12 protein-coding genes are annotated in these 11,466 nt (G+C 57.6%); 5 read left to right on the top strand and 7 right to left on the bottom strand.

Annotation, left to right across the window (positions count from 1 at the left end; genetic code table 11):
* The first annotated feature begins 42 nt into the window (after window positions 1-42).
* Complete coding sequence (locus INF77_RS04935; RefSeq protein WP_059358076.1) at window positions 43-930, top strand: LysR family transcriptional regulator; 888 nt, start codon at window positions 43-45, stop codon at window positions 928-930.
* On the opposite strand, the gene INF77_RS04930 is transcribed toward INF77_RS04935, so the two are convergent.
* Entirely contained in the window at window positions 927-1,334 is a 408-nt protein-coding gene (locus INF77_RS04930) for a MarR family winged helix-turn-helix transcriptional regulator (RefSeq protein ID WP_028014232.1), read from the bottom strand. The two genes, INF77_RS04935 and INF77_RS04930, sit on opposite strands and share 4 nt — an antisense overlap.
* A gap of 173 nt (window positions 1,335-1,507) precedes the next feature.
* Between INF77_RS04930 and INF77_RS04925 the strand changes: the two genes are divergently transcribed.
* From INF77_RS04925 to INF77_RS04915, 3 genes are read left to right on the top strand one after another with little or no spacing between them, the layout of a single operon-like run.
* Window positions 1,508-2,110, top strand: coding sequence for a non-oxidative hydroxyarylic acid decarboxylases subunit B (locus tag INF77_RS04925; RefSeq protein ID WP_028014231.1), 603 nt, complete (start codon window positions 1,508-1,510; stop codon window positions 2,108-2,110).
* Window positions 2,100-3,527 carry a non-oxidative hydroxyarylic acid decarboxylases subunit C gene (locus INF77_RS04920; RefSeq protein ID WP_041908445.1) on the top strand — a complete coding sequence of 476 codons (1,428 nt, stop codon included), beginning with the start codon at window positions 2,100-2,102 and terminating at the stop codon, window positions 3,525-3,527. Before INF77_RS04925 ends, INF77_RS04920 begins: the two co-directional genes overlap by 11 nt.
* Window positions 3,528-3,537: 10 nt before the next feature.
* Entirely contained in the window at window positions 3,538-3,759 is a 222-nt protein-coding gene (locus INF77_RS04915; RefSeq protein ID WP_003862116.1) for a non-oxidative hydroxyarylic acid decarboxylases subunit D, read from the top strand.
* 93 nt (window positions 3,760-3,852) lie between these two features.
* Here the strand turns inward: INF77_RS04915 and mutS are convergent, their stop codons facing one another.
* Window positions 3,853-6,414, bottom strand: a complete 2,562-nt coding sequence (gene mutS / locus INF77_RS04910) for a DNA mismatch repair protein MutS (protein ID WP_045261242.1) — start codon at window positions 6,412-6,414, stop codon at window positions 3,853-3,855.
* Between the two features lie 125 nt (window positions 6,415-6,539).
* Window positions 6,540-6,758 carry a SymE family type I addiction module toxin gene (locus INF77_RS04905; protein ID WP_193532038.1) on the bottom strand — a complete coding sequence of 73 codons (219 nt, stop codon included), beginning with the start codon at window positions 6,756-6,758 and terminating at the stop codon, window positions 6,540-6,542.
* Window positions 6,759-6,933: 175 nt separating this feature from the next.
* Between INF77_RS04905 and INF77_RS04900 the strand changes: the two genes are divergently transcribed.
* Window positions 6,934-7,278 (top strand): nitrous oxide-stimulated promoter family protein, encoded by a 345-nt coding sequence (locus tag INF77_RS04900; protein ID WP_047364429.1) that lies wholly within the window; start codon window positions 6,934-6,936, stop codon window positions 7,276-7,278.
* 5 nt (window positions 7,279-7,283) lie between these two features.
* On the opposite strand, the gene INF77_RS04895 is transcribed toward INF77_RS04900, so the two are convergent.
* The 4 genes from INF77_RS04895 to INF77_RS04880 are packed head-to-tail and all read right to left on the bottom strand — an operon-like array spanning window position 7,284 to window position 11,317.
* Window positions 7,284-8,504: an MFS transporter gene (locus INF77_RS04895; protein ID WP_088204200.1), complete on the bottom strand. Its 1,221-nt coding sequence runs from the start codon at window positions 8,502-8,504 to the stop codon at window positions 7,284-7,286.
* 16 nt (window positions 8,505-8,520) lie between these two features.
* Entirely contained in the window at window positions 8,521-9,282 is a 762-nt protein-coding gene (locus INF77_RS04890; protein WP_063437554.1) for an ABC transporter ATP-binding protein, read from the bottom strand.
* Entirely contained in the window at window positions 9,282-10,319 is a 1,038-nt protein-coding gene (locus INF77_RS04885) for an iron ABC transporter permease (RefSeq protein ID WP_047367491.1), read from the bottom strand. Before INF77_RS04885 ends, INF77_RS04890 begins: the two co-directional genes overlap by 1 nt.
* Complete coding sequence (locus tag INF77_RS04880) at window positions 10,319-11,317, bottom strand: ABC transporter substrate-binding protein (protein WP_028014223.1); 999 nt, start codon at window positions 11,315-11,317, stop codon at window positions 10,319-10,321. The genes INF77_RS04885 and INF77_RS04880 overlap by 1 nt, the downstream gene beginning before the upstream one ends.
* Window positions 11,318-11,466: the final 149 nt, after the last annotated feature.

Genomic DNA, 11,466 nt, shown 5'->3' with positions numbered 1-11,466 from the left:
CGATATACTGTCAAAAAAATTTTGACGGTAAAAGGCGTAATGATGATTAACCTACAGCGGACGCAGATGTTTGTTGCGGTGGCCGATACCGGCAGCTTTACTGCCGCAGCGGATGCGCTGGGCCTGACAAAAGCCGTGGTCAGCTTCAATATTCGCCAGCTCGAAGCCGAGCTGGGGGTGACGCTGCTGCTGCGCTCCACCCGCCGCCTGACGTTAACCGAGGCGGGAGCGCTTTTTCATCAGCGCAGCGTGGCGCTTCTGAAGGACGCAGAACGGCTGCAGGATGATGTTCGCGCGAATCATGCAGGACTCACGGGGGAATTGCGGATCACCACCACGCCTGAGTATGGTTCGCGGGTCGTGGTACCGTTGCTTGCAAGGTTTAGCCAGCTGCACCCGGAGCTTCGCGTGCGTCATGTTTCGTCTTCACTCCATGCCGACCTGATCTCAGAGCGCTTTGACGTGGCTATTCGGTTGGGAACGCTTACCGACTCGCGCTACCACGCCGCATTGATTTCACATTTTTCCATCCTGCCCGTCGCGACGCCGGAATGGCGGATGAATCATCCGGTTGAATCGCTTGCGCAGCTGGCGCAAGCCGACTGGATTATTCACGAGCGCTTAGCGTCGCCGCTGCGCTGGCAGGTAAAAGATGCCAGCGGTGCGTCTGAAATGCTTGAGATAAAAAAAGCGCCGCGCCTGTTTGCCGACAGCGCGCAGGCGCTTATGGCTTTTGCGCTTGCGGGAAGTGGCGTGGCGTTACTGCCGGAATGGCTGGTGCGCGATGCGCTTGATGCGGGAAAACTGGTCCCGGTTTTACCGGAATATACCTTCGCGCGGCAGGGCATCCACGCGGTTTATCCGGATGCCCGGCACGTGCCTGCGAAAGTGCGCACCTTTATTGATTTTATGCGCGCCAGCGTGAATTAATCGTGCATCATCTTTTTGATGAGCGCAGAGAACTGCTCCCGTTCGGCCTTATTAAGACGCCCTAAAAACGCCTCATCCACCTCGTTGCCGACCGGCTGGCAGTCTGCAAGCAGGGCTTCGCCTTCCGGTGTCAGGAAGACAAACCGGCGGCGCTTATCTGCGGGATCGTGCTCGCGTTTGACCAGCCCGCGCGCCTCCATTCGGCTGAGCATCTCCGCCAGCGTCGCCTTCGTGCTGACCGCCACTTCGGTCAATGCCACCTGCTCAATGCCCGGGTGCTCGGCAATGGAGCGCATAACCGCATACTGCGGCTTGGTCAGTTCCGGCAGGGAATGTTGCCACTTAGCGGTATGCTGTTGAAAAAGCTGACGTAACAGGTGGAACGCCTCTTGTCTTAGTTCCATGAACACTCCGACAGAAAAAATCACCCCCTATGATAGCCGCTAAAGCCCGGGATGATAACGCGGGATTTTTTAGCAATTAATGTGATCGTGTACGAACGATCTTGTCAGTAGAGCGATCCGGGAGTAATTTATCTATAAATGTTCGTACACGAACAAATTGATTGAGGTGATGAATGAGATTGATCGTGGGAATGACAGGAGCAACGGGGGCTCCGCTGGGCGTGGCGCTGCTGCTGGCGCTGAGGGAAATGCCGGAGGTAGAGACCCATCTGGTCATGTCGAAGTGGGCAAAAACAACCATTGAGCTGGAAACGCCTTACAGCGTGCAGGACGTTGCTGCGCTGGCTGACGTTGTTCACAGCCCGGCTGACCAGGCCGCCACTATCTCCTCCGGCTCGTTTCGCACCGACGGCATGATCGTCATTCCCTGCAGCATGAAAACGCTGGCGGGGATCCGCGCGGGCTACGCCGAAGGGCTGGTGGGCCGTGCGGCAGATGTGGTGCTGAAAGAGGGGCGCAAGCTGGTGCTCGTTCCCCGCGAAACGCCGCTCAGCACCATTCATCTGGAGAACATGCTGGCGCTTTCCCGCATGGGCGTGGCGATGGTGCCGCCCATGCCTGCGTATTACAACCACCCGCAAACCGCCGATGACATCACCCAGCATATCGTGACCCGTGTGCTCGACCAGTTTGGTCTGGAGCACAAAAAGGCGCGCCGATGGAACGGGTTGCGGGAGGCGAAACATTTTTCACAGGAGAACAAAGATGGCATTTGATGATTTGAGAAGCTTCCTGCAGGCGCTCGATGAGCAAGGGCAACTGCTGAAAATTGAGGAAGAGGTGAATGCGGAGCCGGATCTGGCGGCGGCAGCCAACGCCACAGGCCGTATTGGCGACGGCGCGCCCGCGCTGTGGTTCGACAATATTCGTGGCTTTACCGATGCCCGCGTGGTGATGAACACCATCGGCTCGTGGCAAAACCACGCCATATCGATGGGGTTGCCAGCGAATACCCCGGTAAAAAAACAGATCGACGAGTTTATTCGCCGCTGGGACAAATTCCCCGTTACGCCGGAGCGCCGCGCTAACCCGGCCTGGGCGCAAAATACGGTCGACGGTGAAGACATTAACCTGTTCGATATCCTGCCGCTGTTTCGCCTGAACGACGGTGACGGCGGTTTTTATCTCGATAAAGCGTGCGTTGTCTCGCGCGATCCGCTCGACCCGGACCATTTCGGCAAGCAGAACGTCGGGATCTACCGCATGGAGGTCAAGGGCAAGCGCAAGCTCGGCCTGCAGCCGGTACCGATGCACGATATCGCCCTCCATCTGCACAAAGCGGAAGAGCGCGGGCAAGATCTGCCGATCGCGATTACTCTCGGCAACGACCCGATCATCACCCTGATGGGCGCCACGCCGCTGAAATACGATCAGTCTGAGTATGAAATGGCCGGCGCGCTGCGCGAAAGCCCGTATCCGATTGCCACCGCGCCGCTGACCGGCTTCGACGTGCCGTGGGGGTCTGAAGTGATCCTGGAAGGGGTGATTGAAGGCCGCAAACGTGAAATCGAAGGGCCGTTCGGCGAGTTTACCGGACACTATTCCGGTGGCCGTAATATGACGGTGGTCCGTATCGACAAAGTTTCTTACCGCACCAAACCGATCTTCGAATCCCTTTACCTCGGCATGCCGTGGACCGAGATTGACTATCTGATGGGACCAGCCACCTGCGTGCCGCTTTACCAGCAGCTGAAGGCGGAATTCCCGGAAGTGCAGGCGGTGAACGCGATGTACACCCACGGTCTGCTGGCAATTATCTCCACCAAAAAACGCTACGGTGGTTTTGCCCGCGCGGTCGGTTTACGTGCCATGACCACGCCGCACGGTCTGGGCTACGTGAAGATGGTGATTATGGTGGATGAGGATGTCGATCCGTTCAACCTCCCGCAGGTGATGTGGGCGCTCTCATCGAAGGTCAATCCGGCAGGGGATCTGGTGCAGCTGCCGAACATGTCAGTGCTTGAACTCGACCCTGGCTCCAGCCCGGCGGGCATTACCGACAAACTGATTATTGATGCCACCACGCCTGTTGCACCGGACACCCGTGGCCACTACAGCCAGCCGGTACAGGATCTGCCTGAAACTAAAGCCTGGGCTGAAAAACTGACCGCGATGCTGGCAGCACGCCAATAAGGAGGAAAAGATGATTTGTCCACGTTGTGCCGATGAGCATATTGAAGTGATGGCGACGTCACCGGTGAAAGGGGTCTGGACCGTTTACCAGTGCCAGCATTGTCTTTATACCTGGCGCGATACCGAACCGCTGCGTCGTACCAGCCGCGAGCATTACCCGGAAGCGTTCCGCATGACGCAGAAGGATATTGATGAAGCACCGCAGGTGCCGACGATCCCGCCGCTGTTGTAAAAATAAGCCCGGTAGCGCTGCGCTTACCGGGCCTATGGGTTTTGTAGGTCGGGTAAGGCGAAGCCGCCACCCGACAAAACAGACCGCAGAAAACTAAACCAGACTCTTCAACCGGTAAATCCACTCCAGCGCCTGACGCGGCGTCAGTGAATCCGGGTCGAGGTTCTCCAGCGCTTCCACCGCAGGCGACGTTTCTTCAGCTGGTGCCAACAGCGACATCTGGGTGCCATCAATCTGCGTCGCCGCCGCATTCGGCGAGAGACTTTCCAGTTCACGCAGCTTCTGGCGAGCGCGCTTGATCACCTCTTTTGGTACACCTGCCAGCGCCGCAACGGCCAGGCCATAGCTCTTGCTCGCCGCGCCATCCTGCACCGTGTGCATAAAGGCGATGGTGTCGCCGTGCTCAAGCGCATCAAGATGAACGTTAGCCACGCCTTCCATTTTCTCCGGCAGCTGCGTCAGCTCGAAGTAGTGGGTGGCGAACAGCGTCATGGCCTTGATTTTATTCGCGAGGCTTTCAGCACAGGCCCAGGCCAGAGACAGGCCGTCATAGGTTGAGGTTCCGCGTCCTACCTCATCCATCAGCACCAGGCTGTGCTCCGTCGCGTTATGCAGAATGTTAGCCGTTTCGGTCATCTCGACCATGAAGGTTGAGCGACCGCTCGCCAGATCGTCCGCTGCCCCAACGCGGGTGAAGATACGATCGATGGGGCCAATCTCCACTTTTTGCGCCGGGACGTAGCTGCCGATATACGCGAGCAAAGCAATCAGCGCCGTCTGGCGCATGTAGGTACTCTTACCGCCCATGTTCGGGCCGGTAATGATCAGCATTCTTCTCTGCGGCGACAGGCTCAGCGGGTTGGCGATGAACGGTTCGTTCAGCACCTGCTCAACGACCGGGTGACGGCCTTCCGTAATGCGAATGCCGGGCTTGTCGGTAAAGGTCGGGCAGGTATAGTTCAGCGTTTCAGCCCGTTCAGCCAGGTTCACCAGCACGTCCAGCTCCGCCAGCGCGCTGGCGCTGAGCTGCAGGTCAGCAAGGTGCGGCATCAGCATGTCGAACAGCTCGTCATACAGCTGTTTTTCCAGCGCCAGGGCTTTACCTTTCGAGGTGAGTACTTTGTCCTCGTACTCTTTCAGCTCGGGAATGATGTAACGCTCGGCGTTTTTCAAGGTCTGACGACGTACGTAGTGAATCGGCGCCAGATGGCTTTGCCCGCGGCTGATCTGAATGTAGTAACCGTGTACCGCGTTATATCCCACTTTCAGCGTGTCGAGCCCAAGACGCTCGCGTTCGCGAATTTCCAGCTTATCGAGATAGTCCGTCGCGCCGTCGGCCAGCGCGCGCCATTCGTCCAGCTCCTCGTTGTAGCCTGGGGCAATCACGCCGCCGTCGCGCACCAGTACCGGAGGCGCATCGATAATGGCGCGCTCCAGCAGTTCGCGAAGTTCAGTGAATTCGCCCATCGTTTCGCGGAGTTTCTGTACCGGCGCGCTGTCAACGTCGCTCAGCTGCGCACGCAGTTCCGGCAGCTGCTGGAAAGCATGACGCATCCGCGCGAGGTCGCGTGGTCGCGCGGTGCGCAGAGCCAGACGGGCCAGGATACGCTCCAGATCGCCCACCTGGCGCAGGACCGGCTGCAGCTCGGTATAGCGATCCTGCAGGGCGGCAATGGTCTGCTGACGGCAGACAAGGGTATCGGTATCGCGAATCGGCATATGCAGCCAGCGCTTCAGCATGCGACTGCCCATCGGCGTCACCGTGCTGTCGAGCACCGACGCGAGCGTGTTTTCAACGCCACCTGCCAGGTTCTGGGTGATCTCCAGGTTACGGCGCGTGGCGGCATCCATGATGATGCTGTCCTGCTGGCGCTCCATGGTGATAGAGCGGATATGTGGCAGGGCGGTGCGCTGGGTGTCTTTCACGTACTGCAGCAGGCAACCTGCGGCACACAGCCCGCGCGGAGCATTTTCCACGCCAAAGCCAATCAGATCGCGGGTACCGAACTGCAGGTTCAGCTGCTGGCGCGCGGTATCAATTTCAAATTCCCACAGCGGGCGACGGCGCAATCCGCGACGGCCTTCAATCAGCGCCATTTCGGCGAAGTCTTCGGCGTAGAGCAGCTCTGCCGGGTTGGTGCGCTGCAGTTCGGCAGCCATCGTTTCGCGGTCAGCCGGCTCACTCAGGCGAAAACGCCCGGAGCTGATGTCCAGCGTGGCGTAGCCAAACCCTTTGCCGTCCTGCCACAGCGCCGCCAGCAGGTTATCCTGACGCTCCTGAAGCAGGGCTTCATCACTGATGGTGCCTGGCGTGACTATGCGCACAACTTTGCGCTCAACCGGGCCTTTCGAGGTTGCCGGATCGCCGATTTGTTCGCAGATGGCAACGGACTCACCCTGATTCACCAGCTTGGCCAGATAGTTTTCAACCGCGTGGTGCGGGATACCGGCCATCGGGATGGGCTCGCCTGCGGATGCGCCACGTTTGGTTAGCGAGATGTCGAGCAACTGCGACGCACGTTTAGCATCGTCATAAAACAGCTCGTAAAAATCGCCCATGCGGTAAAACAGCAGGATTTCCGGATGCTGTGCCTTCAGCTTCAGGTACTGCTGCATCATCGGCGTATGTGCGTCGAAATTGTCGATTGTGCTCATGGAGTTATGATGTCCATTTCTTTGAAAATAAACCGTTTTGAGCGGCTCATTGGCCGTTTGTTCGTTCTATTGTCGCATGAAAAAAAGGTACGGCGCAGAAAAATGTGGCGGCTTTACGAGGCGCCTTAAGACATTAACTCAATGACGATTTTTCCATGCTCAACGCCCACCCTGACCTGGGAGTTGGTGGTAAAGCCCGCCTTTTCAAGCCAGTCTCCTTTTAAGCTCAGCGCCGCATGCACGCTGTATCGCTTTGGTATCTTCGTTTTTCGATCCTCGTGACGTTTTCTGAAATATCCCACTTTTAAATGGCGGTAGGGTTTGCCGATCGCGATCTCTTTCATAGGGTCTCCAGACTATACGGACAACGGTCATTCCTGATGCCTGTATAAAATACCAGTGATTTTCAGGAGGTGCAGGGTTAATAGTGGAATCAGGCTTCAGAAAACGGAATGCAACACCTGAAATCCACAGTGTTAAAGTGTATTATTTATGCATCTTATTATTTGGTAAGTCGCTATGACCGGTAAACGCATATCACGTGAAAAAGAGACCATCGCGAAAATGATCGCGTTGTACGCAAAGCAGTGTCCACAGGCTTCTCAGGAAGCGGGGCATTATCAGGCGCTCAACGCGTATGCTGATAAGCGCCTGGATAAGTGCGTTTTTGGTGAAGAAAAGCCCGCCTGTAAACAATGCCCGGTGCACTGCTACCAGCCTGCCAGACGTGAAGAGATGAAGCAGATTATGCGCTGGGCAGGCCCGCGTATGTTATGGCGTCACCCCATTCTGACCGTCCGCCATCTGATGGATGACCGCCGTCCGGTGCCGGAACTGCCGGAGAAGTATCGCCCGAAAAAGTGAACCGATCAGCTTCGTAGCGGGCGGCAAATCACGTTCAGGGCCAGCGCGCTGCAGAGTGGAAAGAGCGCCAGCAGCAGCCACGGATAAATCGCCTGCGTTGAAGGCACCAGCGCGCGATCCAGCAGGCTGCCAAATAACAAGTTTCCAGCCAGTACCGCAATGCCTCCGGCGGTGGAGAGTGCGCCATAGTGCGCGCCCAGCGTGGATTCATCGGCGAAACGCGGAATGAGATCTTTTGCCGACGGCACCAGCAGCATCTGCCCCAGCGTCAGCAGCGTGACAAACGAGACCGAGGGCAGAAGCCGCAGCCAGCCTTCAGGCGGTTCTGTTGCCGCAAACATTGCCACGCTCGCAAAGGCGGCGGAAAGCAGCAAAAAGCCCACCGGAAGAATGTTCACCGCGCCCACGCGTCGGGCGAAACGCGCCAGCGGCAGCTGTAAGGTAATGATCAGAACGGAGGCCAGCATAAAAAGCGGGCCGAGATCTTTCTCGTTACCGCCGGAGCGCTGGATCTCCACCGGCAGCGCCAGATAGAGCTGGTTATAGCTTAACAGCCAGGAGCTGTAGGCAATGATAAAGGCGACAAAGCGAGGCTGGCGGAACGTCGTCCACCAGGGCACTATTTTTATCTTCTGTGAACGTTGCCCGGCAGCAGGCAGACAGAAGTAAAGCACCACTAGCGCAATGATAAAGACGCCTGCCCCCGCCAGCGCTACCTGGCGGAAGCCAAGCCCCGTTAGCAGAGCGCCAGCAACCGGGCCCAGTACCGCGCCGAGCTCTCCGCATACGGCAAAGAGCGCAAACCACTCCGCCCGGCTTCGTTTCCCTTTCGCCTCGCTGTGGGTACCCGCTTTCGCCAGCAGAGCCTCAATTGAGGGAGAAAATAACGCGCCGCCGACGCCCGTCAGACACGCGCCCAGAATAATCGGCCACAGCGATCCCCCGAAGGCCAGCAGCAGATAGCCTGAAACACGAACTATACAGCCGCTGAGGATGATGACTTTCGCGCCAAACCGGTCCGAGAGCGCACCGCCAACGATAAACATCCCCTGCTGCGAGAACGTGCGCAGGCCCAGGATCAGCCCGATGAGCCCGCCGGAGAGCAGCATGTCGTCACGCAGAAATATCGCCAGGAAGGGAACGACGGCGTAAAAACCAATGTTAAAAACAAACTGGCTACCCAGTAAAACGGGCGGCCAGAGCGTGGTGGCGGGGCGAAGGGTCATTGTCGATCACTCGTCCCTAAACGATAAAGTGAATGTGCTTTTTGCCATGAAACGGCGAGATCTCGATTTTGGTTTTGACCCGGAAGACATCCCAGAGCAATGACTCGGATAAGATGTCCTGCGGCGTTCCGGTCGCCACAATTTGCCCTTTCTGCATCACAATCAGCGAGTCGCAGAACATTGAAGCGTGGTTGAGATCGTGGATGGCGACGATACTGGTAACGGGTAATTGGCTGATCAACTGCATCAGCTGCATCTGATGATGGATATCCAGGTGGTTGGTCGGTTCATCCAGCAGGATTTCGGTTGGCGTTTGCGCCAGCGCGCGGGCAATATGCACCCGCTGACGCTCGCCGCCGGACAGGCTCAGCCAGCCCTGCTCGCTGCGGTCCAGCATATCGACACGCTGCAGAGCCGCGGTGACGGTGTCGTCATCCTGCGCGCTCCAGTTAGAAAAAGGGGAGTGGTGCGGAATACGTCCAAGTTTGACCACGTCGCGCACGCGCATATTGGCGTCGGTCATCCCGTGCTGCTCAACGAACGCCACCCGGCGGGCAAGTTGCTTTTTGGCGATGCGGGAAATGTCCTGCCCGTCCAGGGTCACGCTGCCCGCATCCGGGCGACGCAGGCCTGCCAGGATACGCAAAAGGGACGATTTGCCGCAGCCGTTAGGACCAAGCAAACCCACCGTTTCGCCGCGTGAAACCTTCAGCGAGACACCATTGACGATAACTTTTTTGCCTACCTTCCAGGTAATATCTTCAGCGCAGATACTCATCACTTATTCCTTGAGCGGTAGATAATCACGGCAAAGAAAGGTACGCCCACCAGCGCGGTGACCACGCCGACGGGCAGGCTTTGCGGCGCAATCAGCATGCGCGAGGCGATATCGGCCAGCACCATCAGGATCGCCCCCGCCAGCGCGCTGGCAATCAGCAGCGTGCGGTGCAGCGGCCCGAACAGGAAGCGCATAACGTGCGGCACCACCAGCCCTACAAAGCCGATTGAGCCCGCCATGCTGACGATGGTCGCGGTGATCAGGGCCGTGGTGGTAAACAGGGCAAGACGCACCCAGGGCACGGCAATGCCTAAAGAGGCAGCCGCGTCATCACCAAAGGTAAAGGCGTCCAGCGCCCGGGAATAGTAGAGGCAGACGGCAAGGCCCGCCAGCACGACAACCAGCGCCAGCTGGAATTCCGGCCAACGCACGCCGCTAAAGCTGCCCAGCAGCCAGAACATCACGTCGCGCGCCTGCTGCGCGCTGGCGGAGGTGCTGATGGTGTAGGCGGTAATGGCGTTGAAAAGCTGAGATGCAGCAACGCCTGCCAGAATGGTGCGTTCATTGCCTCCGCGCGCGCCGTTCGTCAGAAAGGCGACAAACGCAAAGGCGGCGAACGCCCCGGCAAACGCGCCCGCAGAGAGCGATACCGCGCCGGTGCCGATGCCCAGGACGACGACCGATACCGCCCCGGTTGAGGCACCCGCCGACACGCCGAGCACGTAAGGTTCCGCCAGCGCGTTCTTCAGCAGGCTTTGCAGCACGGCACCGCAGATGGCTAAACCGGCCCCGCAGCAGGCCGCCACCAGCGCGCGACTCAGGCGAAAGTCCCAGATCACGCTCTCATAGATGCGGTTGAGCGGAACGTCGGTCAGCCCCAGCTTATTACCAATAGCGTAAAAGACGTTGGACAGCGGAATCGGCAGCTCACCGACGCTGACGCCAAGAGCAATCACTAAAAACAGCAGGACAACGGCAAGCAGAGCGGAAGTGGTCAGGATCAGGCCCTGGCGGGCCTGAAGTACGGCTGCCGTCATCAGTTCAGCCCCAGTTTTCTGAGCTGTTCACCCACCTGTTCAGCACCGTAAATCGTACGAATCGTCGGGTTCATCGCCTGACCGTCCATCACCACGATATGGCCTTTTTTGACGGCATCAAGCTGGCTCACGGCAGGATCGCTTTTCAGGAATTTGATTTTCTCATCCGCGTTATCCAGCGCCCAGCGGTTGCGGTCCAGACTGGAGACGACAATCACATCAGGGTTCGCGGCAATAATACTTTCCCAGCCGACGGTCGGCCATTCGGTCTCAGCGGTAATGGCGTTATGGCCACCCAGCACGTTAGCAATAAAACCGGAGGCGCTGTTTTTCCCGCCGACATAGGCATCTGCCGAAGGCGAGGCGCTTGAGAACCAGAAAACAAAGGAGAGGTCTTTTTTGTTTTTACCAAATTCCTGACGCAGGTCGGCCTCACGTTTTTTGAAATCAGCGATAACGGCCTGGCCGCGCGCTTCAACGTTGAAAATCTTCGCGAAATCTTCAATCTCTTTATAAAGGTACGTCATATCCCACAGCGTCTGGCGGCTGCCGTACATATCGCCTGCCGCTTTTTTGGTGGCGCACATGCCTGGAGATAAATAGCTGTTCACGCCGACGGTAGCCAGATCTTCACGTTTTGCGACCTTACTTTCCGGCCCAAGCAGCAGCGGCAGCTGTGCAGGAACAAAATCGGGGTTTTGCGCAAGGATGGATTCAAGAGTCGGAATTTCGACGGTCAGGGTTTTGATTTTTGCATTCTGCTCAGCCAGTTGCGGCAGCACTTTGGTCGGCCAGAAGGCACTGGCTTTGACCTTATCTTCCAGCCCCAGCAGGAGCAAAATTTCCACGGTGTTCTGACCGAGGGCCACGACGCGTTCCGGCGCTTTAGTGAATGTCTCTTTATAGCCACAGTTTTCAATCGTCAGAGGATATGTGGTTGCCAGAGCAGAACTGACCGACGCAATCGCCAGGCCTAACGCGCAGATGACCTTCTTCATGAAACGCTACCCTTCATTAATATTATTTTTGATGCAAATGAAACGCATTATTAAGGCGGAATTTTATACAGAGGAAAATATATTGTGTCAATGAGGGACAATTGCGCAGGGTGACGAAAAGCGGCGCCATAAGCGGCGCCGGAATGACG

The organism is Enterobacter cloacae complex sp. P1B (assembly GCF_014982345.1).
Classification (GTDB): Bacteria; Pseudomonadota; Gammaproteobacteria; order Enterobacterales; family Enterobacteriaceae; genus Enterobacter; species Enterobacter bugandensis.
The sequence above is the reverse complement of the archived record's forward strand: the minus strand, read 5'-3'. Positions and strand labels throughout refer to the sequence as shown.